15 protein-coding genes are annotated in these 15,924 nt (G+C 30.6%); 3 read left to right on the plus strand and 12 right to left on the minus strand.

What is annotated here, in order from left to right:
* Positions 1–56 precede the first annotated feature (56 nt).
* Positions 57–530: a CYTH domain-containing protein gene (locus Q0662_RS00810; protein WP_298946091.1), complete on the plus strand. Its 474-nt coding sequence runs from the start codon at positions 57–59 to the stop codon at positions 528–530.
* Positions 531–579: 49 nt separating this feature from the next.
* On the opposite strand, the gene Q0662_RS00815 is transcribed toward Q0662_RS00810, so the two are convergent.
* Together Q0662_RS00815 and Q0662_RS00820 are read right to left on the minus strand one after the other, a co-directional pair.
* A complete protein-coding gene (locus Q0662_RS00815; RefSeq protein ID WP_298946093.1) occupies positions 580–1,221 on the minus strand; it encodes a hemolysin III family protein in 642 nt (213 codons plus the stop codon).
* Positions 1,199–1,927 (minus strand): 1-acyl-sn-glycerol-3-phosphate acyltransferase, encoded by a 729-nt coding sequence (locus tag Q0662_RS00820; protein WP_298946095.1) that lies wholly within the window; start codon positions 1,925–1,927, stop codon positions 1,199–1,201. Before Q0662_RS00820 ends, Q0662_RS00815 begins: the two co-directional genes overlap by 23 nt.
* A gap of 232 nt (positions 1,928–2,159) precedes the next feature.
* Between Q0662_RS00820 and trpS the strand changes: the two genes are divergently transcribed.
* Complete coding sequence (gene trpS, locus Q0662_RS00825; protein ID WP_298946097.1) at positions 2,160–3,128, plus strand: tryptophan--tRNA ligase; 969 nt, start codon at positions 2,160–2,162, stop codon at positions 3,126–3,128.
* Positions 3,129–3,177: 49 nt separating this feature from the next.
* Here the strand turns inward: trpS and Q0662_RS00830 are convergent, their stop codons facing one another.
* The 10 genes from Q0662_RS00830 to Q0662_RS00875 all read right to left on the minus strand — a co-directional run bounded on the left by Q0662_RS00830 (position 3,178) and on the right by Q0662_RS00875 (position 14,639).
* Positions 3,178–3,675, minus strand: coding sequence for a DUF1761 domain-containing protein (locus tag Q0662_RS00830; protein ID WP_298946099.1), 498 nt, complete (start codon positions 3,673–3,675; stop codon positions 3,178–3,180).
* 127 nt (positions 3,676–3,802) lie between these two features.
* Positions 3,803–4,786: a DUF4837 family protein gene (locus Q0662_RS00835; protein ID WP_298946101.1), complete on the minus strand. Its 984-nt coding sequence runs from the start codon at positions 4,784–4,786 to the stop codon at positions 3,803–3,805.
* Between the two features lie 6 nt (positions 4,787–4,792).
* A complete protein-coding gene (locus Q0662_RS00840; RefSeq protein ID WP_298946103.1) occupies positions 4,793–6,277 on the minus strand; it encodes a lytic transglycosylase domain-containing protein in 1,485 nt (494 codons plus the stop codon).
* A 41-nt stretch (positions 6,278–6,318) separates the two neighbouring features.
* Complete coding sequence (locus Q0662_RS00845; protein WP_298946105.1) at positions 6,319–7,080, minus strand: exodeoxyribonuclease III; 762 nt, start codon at positions 7,078–7,080, stop codon at positions 6,319–6,321.
* A gap of 42 nt (positions 7,081–7,122) precedes the next feature.
* A complete protein-coding gene (locus Q0662_RS00850; protein ID WP_298946107.1) occupies positions 7,123–7,353 on the minus strand; it encodes a hypothetical protein in 231 nt (76 codons plus the stop codon).
* A 5-nt stretch (positions 7,354–7,358) separates the two neighbouring features.
* Positions 7,359–9,164, minus strand: coding sequence for an AMP-binding protein (locus Q0662_RS00855; protein ID WP_298946109.1), 1,806 nt, complete (start codon positions 9,162–9,164; stop codon positions 7,359–7,361).
* 12 nt (positions 9,165–9,176) lie between these two features.
* A complete protein-coding gene (locus Q0662_RS00860; RefSeq protein WP_298946111.1) occupies positions 9,177–11,465 on the minus strand; it encodes a transglycosylase domain-containing protein in 2,289 nt (762 codons plus the stop codon).
* A gap of 62 nt (positions 11,466–11,527) precedes the next feature.
* Positions 11,528–12,028: a gliding motility lipoprotein GldH gene (locus tag Q0662_RS00865; RefSeq protein ID WP_298946113.1), complete on the minus strand. Its 501-nt coding sequence runs from the start codon at positions 12,026–12,028 to the stop codon at positions 11,528–11,530.
* Positions 12,006–13,376 carry a regulatory iron-sulfur-containing complex subunit RicT gene (locus tag Q0662_RS00870; protein ID WP_298946115.1) on the minus strand — a complete coding sequence of 457 codons (1,371 nt, stop codon included), beginning with the start codon at positions 13,374–13,376 and terminating at the stop codon, positions 12,006–12,008. Before Q0662_RS00870 ends, Q0662_RS00865 begins: the two co-directional genes overlap by 23 nt.
* A gap of 231 nt (positions 13,377–13,607) precedes the next feature.
* The gene (locus Q0662_RS00875) at positions 13,608–14,639 is read right to left on the minus strand and encodes a rhodanese-related sulfurtransferase (protein WP_298946117.1); all 1,032 of its coding nucleotides are present in this window, start codon (positions 14,637–14,639) and stop codon (positions 13,608–13,610) included.
* Between the two features lie 236 nt (positions 14,640–14,875).
* On the opposite strand from Q0662_RS00875, the gene Q0662_RS00880 reads away from it, so the two are divergent.
* Positions 14,876–15,865, plus strand: a complete 990-nt coding sequence (locus Q0662_RS00880; protein ID WP_298946119.1) for an aspartate-semialdehyde dehydrogenase — start codon at positions 14,876–14,878, stop codon at positions 15,863–15,865.
* Positions 15,866–15,924: the final 59 nt, after the last annotated feature.

Genomic DNA, 15,924 nt, shown 5'->3' on the forward strand with positions numbered 1-15,924 from the left:
TATTGTTAGAATAACGAGAAAACATCTTACATTAGTACAAATTTGAAAGATATTTTATGGCCATAGAAATAGAGAGAAAATTTTTAGTAAAAAATGATGACTTTAAAAAAGAGAAACATCAAAAAAAACTCATAAAACAAGGATATTTAAATTCTAATAAAAGTAGAACTGTTAGAGTTAGAATTGCAGAGAATAAAGCTTTTTTAACAATAAAGGGAAAGTCTAACAAAACAGGAACTAGCAGATACGAATGGGAAAAAGAAATACAACTTACTGAAGCTGAAGATTTATTACTTTTATGTGAACCTACCATTATTGAGAAAAACAGGTATCTTATAAAAAAAGGAAAACACCTTTTTGAAGTTGATGAATTTTTGGGAGAAAACGAGGGTTTACGTATTGCAGAAATAGAATTACAAGAGGAAGACGAAAAATTTGAAAAACCAGATTGGTTGTCTAAAGAAGTAACTGGAATTATTAAGTATTACAATTCTTATATCAGTAAAAATTCATTTAAAAAATGGGTATAAAAAACCTCGAAAAAAAAAGTTCTAAGAAATTTCATAAAACTACTGCTATCTATAAAATATTATATACGGATAAGAAATGACTAATACTACCCAAAAGTACAAATAAGTGAAAGATTGCATGGTTGTATGAAAGTTTTTTTATCACATATAAAATGGCTCCAATACTATAAAAAACACCTCCTAAAAAAAGTAAATTTAGGCTGTAAGAAGACAAATTTTCCATTAAAGGTTTTATAAAAAACAACACTTGCCACCCCATTAACAAATACATTGCTGTAGAAATTATATTGAATTTTCCTGTAAAAAAAAGTTTTAAAATAATACCCACCAAAGCAAAAAGCCAAACAAAAATTACCATGTAATTACCCAAAGTACTATCTAAGGCAACCAAACAATAAGGTGTATAGCTACCCGCAATTAAAACATAAATGGCTGAATGATCAAAAATATTTAACCTTCGTCTTTTAATGGCATTTTTTGCAGCGTGATAAAAAGTAGAAGCTGCATATAAAATAATCAAACTTAAACCATAAATTATAAAACTTAAAGGTTTTAAAAAACCGCTAAACTGAAGCGCTTTTATAATTAAAAATGGAAATGCAATAAGACTTAATAGTAAACCAAATGCATGAGACCAAATATTTAGCTTTTCTTCAGAATCTGAATAGTTATGATTTAATTTTTCGCTCATTTTGTCTATTGGTATCTTTCATATACTTTTCATCATTTGTCAATTCTTTGTAAATGGTTGCAAATGTTTTGTCTTTTAACTGATTCATATCATTTATTACAGACATCTCTTTGGTTTCTATAAATTTATGCTGTTTAATCCTTAATTTTCCTGGCCTCCCTTTAAAAACATCCCAAGAAAAAAAACGTTTACAATCGTAATAAGTTTGTGGTACAATAGGTATTGTAAACTCAATAGCTAAACTAAAAGCTCCTTGTTTAAAAGGTGCTAAAACAACATCTTCAGTAGGTACTAATCCTTCAGGAAAAATTGCCATGCTTACTCCATTTTGCAACCTTTCTTTAGCCATTTTAAAAACTCTTTTTCTACTTTCTAAACTACTTCTATCTACCATTATTACCACTCTTTTGTAGAAAAAACCAAATACAGGAATTTTAACTAGTTCTTTTTTACCCACAAAAACAATTGGATTTTTACTAATTGCAATTAACACAAAAGGGTCTAACAACGATGCATGATTTGGGCAAAACATATAGCTTTTATTAGGCTCTATTTCTTGTTCTGCAGTAAAATCTAACCTAAAACCCATTCCGTAAATTAGAATTTTAGATATAATTCTTGCTAATTTCCAAAATATAGGGTATTGATTTTCTTTAAATGTGAATACCAATAATAAAGGCGATAAAATTAAGATGGAGGCAAACATTAGTAGGTAAAACCATAAGCGCCAAACAAGTAAAAAAAGTATTTTTAAAATCTTCACGAATAGAATTGTAGTTAAATTATGTAATATTTACATTTATATTAAAAAAACTAACGTAACAAAAATACTAATATTCTTATTGTTTATTGATTTTACTAATCAAAACCTTATTTTTGTGCTTTAACCACGAGCATATATCTAATACTCGTAAAAAAAATCATATAAATAAAAATAAATGTCTAGAATTTTAACAGGTGTACAAAGTACGGGTACCCCGCATTTAGGAAATTTATTGGGTGCTATTTTACCAGCTGTAGAAATGGCAAACAACCCAGAAAATGAAGCTTTTCTTTTTATTGCAGATATGCATTCTTTAACTCAAATTAAAAATGGTACTATTTTAAGAGAAAACACTTATAGTACAGCAGCAACTTGGTTGGCTTGTGGTTTAGACATCCATAAAACTGTTTTTTACAGACAAAGTGATATACCACAAACTGCAGAGTTAACTTGGTATTTAAGCTGTTATTTTCCTTATCAAAGACTTACTTTGGCACATAGTTTTAAAGATAAATCTGATAGATTAGCAGACGTAAATGCAGGTTTATTTACCTACCCAATGTTAATGGCTGCAGACATTTTGTTGTACGATGCAGAAATTGTACCTGTTGGTAAAGACCAATTACAACATTTAGAAATTACTAGAGATGTTGCCAACAGAATTAACAATGTTATAGGAGATACTTTGGTGCTGCCAAAAGCAAAAATACAAAAGCACACAAAACTTGTACCTGGTACAGATGGAGAAAAAATGAGTAAATCTAGAAATAATACCATTAATATATTTTTAACTGATAAAAAGTTAAGAAAACAAATAATGGGTATTAAAACAGATAGTTTGGCTTTAGAAGAGCCCAAAAATCCAGATACAGATAACGTTTTTGCTCTTTATAAATTAATTGCTAATGAAGAGGAAATTGAAAAGATGAGAGCAAATTATGTAGGTGGTAATTATGGTTATGGACATGCAAAACAAGCATTGTATGAATTAATTTTAGAAAAATTTGCTGTAGTTAGAGAACGTTATCATCATTTTATGGAGAATAAACACGAAATTGATGAAGCGCTAAATATAGGTGCTTCAAAAGCAAAAATTACTGCAGATTTAGTTTTAAAAAGACTAAGAAATAAAATAGGATACTAAAAAAAACCTCGCAAATTGCGAGGTTTTTTTTACATTATAAGTGTTTTTTTTATAACCACTCACAAATAATCCCTCCCATTAACGCTAAAGTAACAATCCAATAACCAGCATTTATGGCTACATATTTAAATGATTTTTTTTCGAACATTGCTTGTATGCCTAAAATTGGTAAAATCAAAAAAACACCATATAATATACCATGAAAAGCACCGTGTTTAAAAGTTCTAAATCTGTCTCCATAAGTAGATACAAATTTTTCAAAATAAGAATAGGCTTCTCCTGTTTGTTCATTAAAACCAGGCTCGCCTGCTAATGTAGAGTAAGCGCCCATTTGATGGATAACCATTGGCATTAAAGCAAAAGCTATAAGTACACTTAAAATAAAACAAATAACTAGTGTTTTTACCATATTTGTTCCTTCTAAAGACTCTTTGGTAAAACCCATTTGTCGCATCCAAGTATTACCAAATAAAGGTCCATACCAAAAAAAACCGATAAACATTGGCAATAATGCCGCTACAAAAAAGATGTAAAAATTCATTTCCATAATATATAAAATTTTTTAGTTGAAAATCAAATATAGTAAATAAGAAATTGATATTTAGATGTTTACAAAAAAATAAACCTAAAAGAAGTTTCTTTTAGGCTTGGATTAATTTTTAAATTAAAGATCTTTATTGAATCTTCATCGATTTTGCAATGGCTTCTAACTCAAACATAAAAGCTCTTTTATTTACAGAGGGTGCATAGGTAAAACCTTCGAAAACTAGAATTCTATTATTCTTTTTATCTACAATAGAATAGTTTAAAAAAGGACCTGCCATAAAATCGTTTTTAACCTCCCATTTACCTCTAGTTTCAAAAGCTTTTAAACCGTTAAAAGTTATTTCTGATGTGAAAGGTGTGTAGGCCTCTTCTGTAATCATGTGCATGGTTTCTGGATTTGAACCAGGAATGTATTTTGCACCAATACTATCTCTAACAGACACAATGTTTTCGGGTACTTTTTCTTCATCTTCTAAGGGAATTGCATAGATTAGTATATTATTACTACCTGTTTTAGCAATACCACTAGTTAAATGCTGTCTTAACCATAAAAATTCACCTGTATCGTCTACAGTTTTAAAATTATCTGGTATGGTTAAAGTAACCCCTAAATTTTGTACTGTTTTATATTTACTTTCATCAAGCTTTCTCTTTTTAAAAAGATTTTGCGTCATAGAAATATCAGATGCTATAAAAGCAGCTATAATTTCATTTTCGTGTTTTTGAAACATTTTTATAACACCTTCATCATCTTTTGCATATACATATACAATGGTTTGTGGTTGCGCATAAACATTTTTCTTAATAAAAAAATCTTCTTTATCACCATTCCCTATTACTAGAACGTTTCTAGAAACCTTCATCATACTACCAAAACCATTGGGTGCTACTTGCGATATCGATAATATGGGTTCTGGTTGTGGTAAACCTACCATTAGTTCTCCAAAAGAATTTCTAATTTTATCACCTAAATCTCCATTCCAATCACTCGCTTTAGTAACTACCATTACTTTATTTATTTTACCAATGGAGTTTCTTAGTACAAATTTATCATTACCTGTACAAGATGTAATTAATATTACAAGGGTAAATAGAGTTATTATTTTTTTCATTTTGATTTAACTTTTATATATTTTAAGTTTAGTTCCTGGTTTTAGACTTTTAACACTCCAAATATTGTTCCAGTTTTTAATTTCTTCTATAGAAACATTTTTAAATTTTCTAGAAATTGTCCATAAAGAATCTCCTTTTTGTACAGTATAAGTTTCAAACTTGGTTTTTTTAGTATATTTTGTTGTTTTTTTATTGCTTGCAATTTGAACAGATTTTTTAGGAATTGCCAATTTTTTAGGATAAATACTTAAGCGTTGTCCGATTCTTAATCGACTAGTTTTTAAACGATTCCATCTTTTAATATCACTAACTCTTACACCATATCTGTTTGCAATTTTACCTAAGAAATCGCCACTTTTTACTCTGTAACGAATGCGTTTATCCATTTCAAAATACTTAGGTAAAGGCTTTTCTCTTTTTGCTGCATCTTCTGCTGCCAAGGTATACATTGCTTCTTCTTTATCTAAAAAGTGAAATACGTTTTTTCTAGGCAAGGTTACAGCGTAATTTTTATTAGCAACAAAAGGAATAATATCTAATTTGTAAGAAGGATTTAAAAACTGAATTAACTCTGAACTAATGCCTGTAGTTTCTGAAATATGATCGAAACTAATGGTTTTTTTTATTTGAATAGTATCTGTTTCGAAATGACGAATTTGTGGTGATTCTGCAATTAATTGATGTTCTTTTTGATACTCAAACAAATACATGGTTGCATAAAATGCAGGCACATAACCTGCTGTTTCTCTTGGTAAAAAAGGTCTAATATTCCAGTAATTTCTATAACCTCCAGAGCGTTTTATAGCTTTTGCAACATTTCCAGGACCAGAGTTATAGGCTGCTAAAGCCAAATCCCAATCGCCAAAAATATTGTATAAATCTGATAAATATTTACATGCAGCAATGGTAGCTTTAACTGGGTCTTGACGCTCATCTACATAAGAACTTACTTTTAAATTGTATTGTATACCTGTTGTGTACATAAATTGCCACAAACCTGTTGCACCCACTCTAGATTTTGCAGTTGGGTTTAATGCAGATTCTACAATTGCCAAATATTTCATTTCTAAAGGAATATCGTATTGATCTAAATATTTCTCGAACATTGGAAAGTAAAAAACTGCTTTTGCCATTAAAGCTGGATAATATCTTTTTCTATATTTTAAATACGATTTTATAACTTTTTCTAATGCAGGGTTGTAAGCAATATGAAAAGGTGTTTTGGTATCAATTTTTTGCAATCTTTCTTTTAAAATTGAGGTTGATAAGGGTACATCATCTACTTTTTTATCGTTGATGTTTTTAATAAAATATTCAGAAGTATCGTACAAAGGCGATTTATACTTTGTATCCATTAACAAACTATCTATCAACACAATATCATAATCTGTAAACAAATCTGTACGTGATATTTTTTTAGAAATTGTATTTGTAGGTATTTGTGCAAAAATACTTGAGGAGATCAAAAAAAGGATCAAAAATTTTTTCATTATATAATTGTTAGCTTCTTTATAATTTAGCTAAATAGTGTTTAAAAAGTTAATTCTACAGCAATTGGGCAATGGTCTGAATGTTTGGCTTCACCCAAAATATACGCTCTAGAAATATTGTTTTTTAAAGGTTCTGAAACCATGGCATAATCTAAACGCCAACCTTTATTATTGGCTCTTGCGTTTGCTCTATAACTCCACCAAGAATATTCTTGCTTTTCTGGATTTAGATATCTAAAACTGTCAATAAATCCGCTTTCTATAAACTCGCCAATCCATTGTCTTTCTTCTGGTAAAAAGCCAGAAACACCTTTCATTTTTGGATTGTGTATATCTATTTCTTCGTGACAAATATTGTAATCTCCACAGATCACTAAATTGGGTATTTCTTGTTTTAAATGGTTGATGTATTCTTGGATTTCATCCATATAATTTAGCTTAAAACTCAATCTATCTAAATTTGTACCCGATGGCAAATACATGCTCATAATTGAGACATCATCAAAATCTACTCGTAGATTTCTACCTTCAAAATCCATTGTTTCTATGCCTGTACCATACACCACATTGTTGGGTTTTTGTTTGCATAAAATTGCAACAGATGAATAGCCTTTTTTTTGTGCAGAAAACCAAAAATGATATGGGTAACCTGCATTTTCGAAATCTTCTAAATTTAATTGTTCTTTGTGTGCTTTGGTTTCTTGTATGCAAATAACGTCTGGATTTGCGGCTTCTAACCAATCTAAAAACCCTTTTTTTAATGCTGCTCTAATTCCGTTTACGTTGTAAGATATTATTTTCATATTCTCATATTTATTTCTTCTTAAGGAAAGAAAACTGAATCTCTAAAGTTTTTTATGAATTACTTTTTTAAAAAATAACCATTTAATTTGTGCTTCTTTACCGTTTTGTTTTTCTACAATTTTTACTTTTGGTGATAAAATGTAGGCCAAACCTACTGCAATTGCTGTATTAATTAAAATTTCTTTTACGTTAAAAACTTTATCTAACAACAATATAAAAACCAGAATTAAAAATGGAGTTATCAACCAATATGTTTTTTTAAAAAGCTTCATTTGTTTTATTTAACTTTATAATTATCTCTTAAGGTTCTCCTCATAATTTTATTAGATGCTGTTCTTGGCAACACATCAATCTTTAGCAAATCTGCAACTTTGAATAAAGGATTCAGTTCTGTTTTTGCAATTTTTTGGGCTGCTTTTAATCGATCTTCATCGTTATTTTGGTTTTTATTCTCTACATAAAACACCACTAATTTTGCAGGACCTCCATCTTCTGGAGCAGCTGCAATGGCAGCAGATTCTAACACAAAATTTAATTGATTGATGGCCGCCTCTATTTGAGTAGCGCTTACTTTTATTCCGCCTAAATTCATAGCATCGTCTACGCGTCCTAAAATTTTAAAATAGCCGTTTTCTAATTGCCTTAACTCATCTCCATGCCTTCTTAAAACTTTTTGATGTTTAGGTGTGTCATCATAATATATTTTTTGATGATTTTTATTGAGCAACTCTGTAGAAAGTCCCATAATTGGCGGAATTAAAAAAACTTCTCCTTGCGTAGTTTCCTGATAATTTTCATCTAACAAAACAAAATCGCTACCTAAAGCTTTGGTAGAAAAAGTACTTGGTATATTTTCTTGCACAACTGTGCTTGTTATGTAACCACCACCAATTTCTGTACCTCCACAATACTCTATAACTGGTTTGTTGTTGGCCAGTTGCATTAAATAGTTCATTTCTGTAGGGTTAGAAACCTCTCCTGTAGAACTATAGTTTTTAATTGCATTCCAATTAAATGGCTCCATACAACCTGAATTTTTCCAATGTTTTACAATACTAGGTATTACCCCCAACATAGATACTTTTGCATTTTGAACAAATTCTCCAAAACCTGCACCTAAAGGCGCATCATAATACAAACCTATAGCTGCTTTATTTATTAAGGTTGCAAAAATTAACCAAGGTCCCATCATCCAACCTAAGTTGGTGGGCCAACAAACTACATCATTTTCTTGTATATTTTGATGATAGAAGCCGTCTGAAGCTGCCTTTATTGCTGTGGTATGATTCCAAGGAATTGCTTTAGGCTCTCCTGTTGTACCCGAAGAAAAAAGGATGGTTATACAATCTTGTGGTGATTGTTTTACAGAGGTAAAATTGGTGTTTTCTGAAAGAAAATCATCCCAAAAAACATCTTGATTTCTTAGTGAAATAACTGTTTCTTTTTGCGTTTTTATAACAACTATTTTATGGGTATTGGCGGTTACAACTTTTTCATATAAAGGAAATATTTTACCAGCTCGCTCTAAAACATCTTGTGTAAAAACTACTTTTGGGTTTGTAATTTGTAATCGAACTTGAATTTCTTTTGGGGTAAAACTATCTACAATTGTGGCTACCTTAACACCCGATTTTATGGCAGCTAAATAAATTGCTACACACTCAACTGACATTGGTAAATCTATTGCAATGGTATCCCCTTTTTTTACTTGAATATTTTTAAAACTGTTGGCAATTTTATTTACAAGATTTTCTAGTTCTTTTTGTGTTACTTTTTGAACCTCTTTATTGGGTTTTTGAAACACAATTGCAGTAGCATTATCTTGATTTTGAAAACAAGAATCTATGATGTTTAATTGAGCACCAAACAACCATTTTGCTTTGGTTACTCCATCATCAATATTTAAAATTTTTTTAAACTTTTTATGTTGAATGATATGAAGATTTGCAACAGTTTCTTCCCAAAAAGTTTCTTTATGTGCAACAGACCACTCCCATAAATCTTTATAATTGGTAAATTGATGTTTTTTCATCAACGTATCAATATTTGAGTTTATCGTTTTTTCTACTGTTGGTTGCCACATAGATGAATGGTATTAAAAATCTGTATCTTCTTCTGGAATTGTATCTATTTTGTCTTTCTCTTCTTCATCTGTTTTTTCATCACAATCTACTTTGATACTTAAATCTTCTGGTCTTTCAAAATCTTCTTTACTAATGTTTAAGCTTTTATCTGCATAACATTTTTTCATAAATAAAGCCCAAGAAGGTAAAGACATGGTTGCTCCTTGTCCATAACCAATTCCAGTGAAATGGGTTGATCTATCCTCTCCACCTGTCCAAACTCCTGTTGCCAAATTAGGCACAATTCCCATAAACCAACCATCTGACTGATTTTGTGTTGTACCTGTTTTTCCTGCAATTTCGTTTTCAAAATTATAAGGAAAACCCGTAACTATTTTTGGAAAGGTAGTGTAAGGAGAACGTAATCTAACACCAGAACCAGACTGTGTAACTCCTTTTAATAAATCGATAATTACATAAGCAGATTCTTCACTTAAAACCTCTTGAGTTTTTGGTGTAAATTGTTCTAAAACTGTTCCGTTTTTGTCTTCTATTCTAGTAATAATCATTGGGCTTACACGCAAACCACTATTGGCAAACGTAGCATAAGCACTTACCATTTCTAGTAAAGATAAATCTACAGCACCTAAAGCGATAGATGGTATAGCTTTAATCTCACTTTCTATACCGGCAGCTTTTGCCAAACGTACAACATTTGCTGGAGAAACCATATCTATTAATCTTGCAGACATCGTGTTTACAGAACTTGCTAAACCTTGTTTTAAAGTTAACATACCTCCATATTTTTCATTAGAATTTTTAGGCATCCATTCTTCTGGGATACCATATTTTCCTTGTGGTATGGTGTAAGGTACATTTGGAAACTGATCACAAGGAGACATTTTTAACTGATTGATAGCTGTTGCATACACAAAAGGTTTAAAGGTAGAGCCTACTTGCCTTTTTTGTTGCTTTACAGCATCATATTTAAAATGTTTGTAATTTACACCACCTACCCAAGCTTTTATATGACCTGTTTGTGGCTCTATAGATAGTAAACCTGAACGTAAAAAGAATTTATAATATTTAATTGAATCGTTTGGAGACATGATGGTATCTAAATCTCCTTTGTAAGAAAACACTCGCATTGCTGTTTTCTTGTTAAATACTTGGTCTATGTATTTTTTAGATTTTCCTGCGTTTTTTAAACGTTTGTATCTGTCTGAATTTCTTTTGGCCCTTTCTAAAATACCTTTAATTTGACTTTTTTCGATGTCGTAAAAAGGCGCTGTTTTGTTTTTCTTTTGTTCTTTAAAAAAGAATTTTTGCAAGTTGGCCAAATGTTCATTTACAGCTTCTTCTGCATATTGTTGCATTCTAGAATCTAAGGTTACGTATATTTTTAAACCATCTCTAAAAATATCATATTCTTCTCCATTAGGTTTTGGATGCCTTTCTACCCACTTACGCATTACTTTTTGTAGATGACCTCTAAAATAAGTAGCATAACCATCACTATGGCTTTCTGGAGTAAAGTTAATTTTTAAGGGTAATTTTTGTAAAGAATCTTTTTCTTTTTTTGATAAAAATTCATTCTTGTACATTTGTGCAAAAACCACGTTTCTTCTTATCAACGATTTTCCTTTAGAAATTTCTCTATTAGGATTGTATTGTCTGGGGTTTTTTAACATTCCAACTAAAATAGCCGCTTCTTGCACATCTAAATCTTTGGCTTCTTTACCAAAATAAATTCTTGCTGCAGAGCGTATACCAGAGGCATTAAATAAAAAGCCTTGCGTATTTAAATACATAGCAATAATTTCTTGCTTTGTGTATTGGCGTTCTAATTTAATGGCAACAATCCACTCTTTTGATTTTTGTAATACTCTTTTAAAAATATTACTAGATGCTCTTTTGGTAAATAAATTTTTAGCTAATTGCTGCGTAATAGTACTTGCACCACCACTACCTGGTTTTAAAACAGCTCTTACAGTACCTCTAAAATCGATACCAGAATGTTCGTAAAAACGCTCGTCTTCTGTAGCAACCAAAGCATTTACTAAGTTTGTTGGCAACTCTTTAAAGTGTATAGGCGTTCTGTTTTCTTTAGCGTATTTACCAATGGTTTTACCATCTATAGAAATTACTTCTGTAGCTAAGTTAGTTTGTGGGTTTTCTAATTCTTCAAAAGTTGGTAAAGCACCAAAACCACCTACTGAGGCAATAAAGAAAAGTAGTAAGATAATTCCAAAACCGCCTAAAATAATTCCCCAAAACCATTTTACATATTTTTTATAGCTTGTTTTTTCTTTTTTTTTCATGATAAAAAATTGTTCTCAACATGGTGTTGAGCTTTTATATATTGATATTTTCTATGTATGTTTTATTCGATTTTTTCGATACTAAAACCCACATCTTGTATGCCTTTTAAATTATTTAGTGGTTCTATTTCTCCGTTTTTTCTCATAGCTTGAAAAATCTCTACAGCATAACTACCCGATTTTGGAAAAACTTTACGTTCCTTATAAAATAGTTTATTTTCTTTAATTTCAGAAAAACCGCTTCCTAAATAAGCACCTTTTTCATCTGCCATTTTATATTGTAAAGTATCTACAACTTTTGTGCTATCTGGAAATTTTAAAACCGTTATTAAGTATAAATTACTAAACTCGTAAGCACTATTATTGCGTATGTTTATAAATAAGTTTTTGGGCGATAGCGTATCTGTAATATTAAAATTAAAACTTATTTTCTTTGATGCTTTCCAAGAACTATCTTTAAGGGTTTTATATTGACTAAATTCTACTTTATCATTACAGGAAATGTACATTGTGCACAACACAAAAAGTAAACAAAAAAGTTTATTTTTCTGAATCGTTTCCATTTTTTGGATTGTTATTTGCACGATTTCTGTTATTCTTTCTTCTTGGTTGATTTGTTTTTGTTATTTCGCCTGTTGGCTTGTTTTTAGTATTGTTTTGTTTTCTAGGATTTGGATTATTTTTATTTTGTTGTTTTGCCTGAGGTTTTCTCTTCGTATTTGTTTTTGGCGCTACTTTTGTAGCATCAGCTCCTACAGGTTTTTTCTTTTTTCTATTTCTATTATTTCTTCTACGTTTACTTGTTTTTGGAGCATCAAAACGTGTTAAACTATCTTGCCCAACTGCATCTTCAAAATCTACCTTTTCTGGAATTACCACATCAGATTCGTATTCTTCTAGCGTTGCAGACTTTTTGTTGTTTTTATTAAGTTCTATAATTTCTAAAACCTGTTCTAAAGTTAAACGAAACCATTTAAAACGCTCTTCTTTGTAGGTATACCAAAGGTGATTTTTAAAAATATCCATCTTTACAAAAACAGCCTCTCCTTTTTCTGTTTTTAAAACAACATCTTGTTTAGGAAAGGATTTTAAGGCATCTAAATAGGTGTCTAACTCAAAATTTAAACAACATTTTAATTTACCACATTGCCCTGCTAATTTTAAGGGATTTAAAGATAATTGCTGATAACGTGCTGCAGATGTTGTTACTTTTCTAAAGTCTGTTAACCAGGTAGAACAACACAGCTCTCTACCACAAGAACCTACACCACCTAAACGTGCTGCTTCTTGTCTGGCACCCACTTGTTTCATTTCTACACGAATAGAAAATGCGCTTGCCAAATCTCTAATCAACTGTCTAAAATCTACCCTAGATTCTGCTGTGTAGTAAAAAGTAGCCTTATTACCATCTCCTTGATATTCTACATCAGACAATTTCATTTGCAAACCTAAACGTCCTAAAATTTCTCTTCCTCTTCTTTGGGTTTCTTCTTCTTTAGCTCTTGCTTGTTGCCAAACATCAATATCTCTTTGGCTTGCTTTTCGGTAAATTTTCTTTACATCTTCACTATCTTCGGTAATTTTGCGTTTTTTCATTTGCACTTTTACCAATTCTCCTGCCAAAGAAACTGTACCAATATCGTGCCCAGGATTTCCTTCTACAGCCACAATATCTCCCATTGTTATGGGTAAATTATCTACATTTTTATAAAAATGTTTTCTTCCGTTTTTAAAACGGACTTCAAAAATATTAAAACGCTCTTGCCCGCTAGGTAAGGTCATGTTAGACAACCAATCAAAAACGGCTAGTTTATTACTACCGCTTCCACAAGTTCCTGTGCCACAATTACCATTACTTTTACATCCTCTTGGTACTCCATTTTCTGTTGTACCACAACTTCCACATGCCATATATATTGTTAGTTTTTAGTTGTTAATTTTTAGTTGTTTGCAAACTTTTATAATAAGCTTACATACATAACTAAATAACGAACACCACAAACTTTTATTTAAATTGATTACTAAATAGTTACAATAAAATTCACTTTTATTGCTTAACGAGTAAAGATATAAAATTTGATTGACCCATAAAATTTAATTTTTTGATAAAAAAAAGACCTCAAAAATGAGGTCTCATAAAATTTACTTCTTGAACTTTAGGACTTCACTTCTACCTTTTTTAAAGATTTTGTTGCTATTTCCTTTCCCTTTTCTGAGCTGTTTTTGCTCTTCAAAAGGTAAATGAATAATTTCTTGGCAATCTGTAGAGCAAGTATTTTCCATTTTTTCTGAGCATTCATCACACTGTATAAATAATAAATGACAGGCTTCATTAGCACAATTGGTATGTGTATCACAGGGTTTTCCGCACTGATGACAATTGGAAATTATATCGTCTGTAATTTTTTCTGCTCTTCTGTGATCAAATACAAAATTTTTACCAATAAATTTATTTTCTATGCCTTCTACATTTACTTGACGTGTGTATTCTATAATACCACCTTCTAACTGAAACACATTTTTAAAGCCTTTATGTTTGTAGTATGCTGATGCTTTTTCGCAACGAATTCCGCCAGTACAATACATCAATAAATTTTTATCTTCTTTGTTGTCTTTTAAATCTTCTTCTATAATATCTAAAGAATCTCTAAAAGTATCTACATCTGGAGTTATAGCTCCATCAAAATGCCCAATTTCACTCTCATAATGATTGCGCATATCTACACAAACAGTATCAGGATTTGCCAACATTTCGTTAAACTCTTTTGCGTTTAAATGTACTCCTTTATTGGTTACATTAAACGTATCATCATTTAAACCATCTGCCACAATTTTGTTTCTAACTTTTACTTTAAGTTTTAAAAACGACTTGTTATCTTGCTCTACAGCAATATTTAAACGAATATTTTTTAAAAAAGCAATGTTGTCTAATTGCTTTTTTAACGCAAGCATATTTTCTGATGGAACGGATAGTTGCGCATTAATACCTTCGTAAGAAACATAAATTCTACCTAAGACATCTAAAGCATTCCATTCTAGAAAAAGTTTATCTCGTAATAATTGTGGGTTTTCTATCTTATGGTATTGATAAAAAGAAATTGTAAGACGGTCTTTACCAGCCTTATCTATTAATGCAGCGCGTTCTTTTGCGCTTAATTTATTGTACAGTTGCATGCTATACCTTTTTTTAAGCTGAACTAGATTCAGGTTGTTATGAATAAATAATTTTTGCAAATGTAGTTAAATATTAGAAACCAGATTCAACCTCTAAAAAAGGTTTTTAATTTATAAATTATATCAATTTGTTAAAATTTAAACATTACAAATTATTTTGGTAAATATTTAATAAAAAAAAGGTTAGCATTAATTTTGTTAGCATCTTTGCAACATCAATAAAAAAATTTAAACTGATGAAAATAGCAGTAGTTGGCGCAACTGGAATGGTTGGCACAGTAATGTTAAAAGTTTTAGAAGAACGTAATTTACCAATTACAGAATTAATTCCTGTAGCTTCAGAAAGATCTGCAGGTAAAAAATTATCTTATAAAGGAAACAACTATACTGTTGTTACCTTAGAAGATGCAGTAAAAATGCAACCAGATGTGGCATTATTTTCTGCTGGTGGAGATACTTCTTTAGAATGGGCCCCAAAATTTGCAGCAGTAGGTACCACTGTTATAGATAATTCTTCTGCTTGGAGAATGGATCCAACCAAAAAATTGGTAGTGCCAGAAATTAATGGAGATGTTTTAACTGCCGAAGATAAAATTATTGCGAATCCAAACTGTTCTACAATTCAGTTAGTAATGGCTTTAGCGCCTTTACATACAAAATACAAAATGAAACGTGTGGTAATTTCTACTTATCAATCTGTTTCTGGAACAGGTGTAAAAGCAGTACAGCAATTAGATAATGAAGAAGCTGGTATTGATGGCGAAATGGCTTATCCACATAAAATTGGTAGAAACGCTTTACCTCATTGCGATATTTTCTTAGAAAATGGCTACACCAAAGAAGAAATGAAATTGGTAAAAGAACCAAAGAAAATTTTACGCGACGATTCTTTTTCGGTAACCGCAACTGCAGTTCGTATTCCTACAGCTGGCGGGCATTCTGAAGCTGTAAATGTACAGTTCGAAAATGATTTTGATCTGGCCAAAGTACGTCAGATTTTAAATAAAACTTCTGGAGTTATTGTAGAAGATGATTTAGCAAATAACGTGTACCCTATGCCTGTAAATGCTCACAATAAAGATGAGGTGTTTGTAGGGCGAATTAGACGTGACGAATCTCAAGAAAATACCTTAAATTTGTGGATAGTTGCTGACAACCTTAGAAAAGGTGCTGCAACAAATACTGTGCAAATTGCAGAGTATTTAATTGAGAAAAATTTAGTTTAATTTTTAAGATTTCTCTCCAGTTTAGAAATTGCAATAAAGCCGAGAAATCTAAAAATTTA

The organism is uncultured Polaribacter sp., assembly GCF_947503855.1.
Classification (GTDB): domain Bacteria; phylum Bacteroidota; class Bacteroidia; order Flavobacteriales; family Flavobacteriaceae; genus Polaribacter.

Coding starts and splice junctions, on each gene's coding strand:
- Q0662_RS00810 (WP_298946091.1), top strand. CDS start 57: ATGGCCATAGAAATAGAGAGAAAATTTTTAGTAAAAAATGATGACTTT.
- Q0662_RS00815 (WP_298946093.1), bottom strand. CDS start 1,221: ATGAGCGAAAAATTAAATCATAACTATTCAGATTCTGAAGAAAAGCTA.
- Q0662_RS00820 (WP_298946095.1), bottom strand. CDS start 1,927: ATGTTTGCCTCCATCTTAATTTTATCGCCTTTATTATTGGTATTCACA.
- trpS (WP_298946097.1), top strand. CDS start 2,160: ATGTCTAGAATTTTAACAGGTGTACAAAGTACGGGTACCCCGCATTTA.
- Q0662_RS00830 (WP_298946099.1), bottom strand. CDS start 3,675: ATGGAAATGAATTTTTACATCTTTTTTGTAGCGGCATTATTGCCAATG.
- Q0662_RS00835 (WP_298946101.1), bottom strand. CDS start 4,786: ATGAAAAAAATAATAACTCTATTTACCCTTGTAATATTAATTACATCT.
- Q0662_RS00840 (WP_298946103.1), bottom strand. CDS start 6,277: ATGAAAAAATTTTTGATCCTTTTTTTGATCTCCTCAAGTATTTTTGCA.
- Q0662_RS00845 (WP_298946105.1), bottom strand. CDS start 7,080: ATGAAAATAATATCTTACAACGTAAACGGAATTAGAGCAGCATTAAAA.
- Q0662_RS00850 (WP_298946107.1), bottom strand. CDS start 7,353: ATGAAGCTTTTTAAAAAAACATATTGGTTGATAACTCCATTTTTAATT.
- Q0662_RS00855 (WP_298946109.1), bottom strand. CDS start 9,164: ATGTGGCAACCAACAGTAGAAAAAACGATAAACTCAAATATTGATACG.
- Q0662_RS00860 (WP_298946111.1), bottom strand. CDS start 11,465: ATGAAAAAAAAAGAAAAAACAAGCTATAAAAAATATGTAAAATGGTTT.
- Q0662_RS00865 (WP_298946113.1), bottom strand. CDS start 12,028: ATGGAAACGATTCAGAAAAATAAACTTTTTTGTTTACTTTTTGTGTTG.
- Q0662_RS00870 (WP_298946115.1), bottom strand. CDS start 13,376: ATGGCATGTGGAAGTTGTGGTACAACAGAAAATGGAGTACCAAGAGGA.
- Q0662_RS00875 (WP_298946117.1), bottom strand. CDS start 14,639: ATGCAACTGTACAATAAATTAAGCGCAAAAGAACGCGCTGCATTAATA.
- Q0662_RS00880 (WP_298946119.1), top strand. CDS start 14,876: ATGAAAATAGCAGTAGTTGGCGCAACTGGAATGGTTGGCACAGTAATG.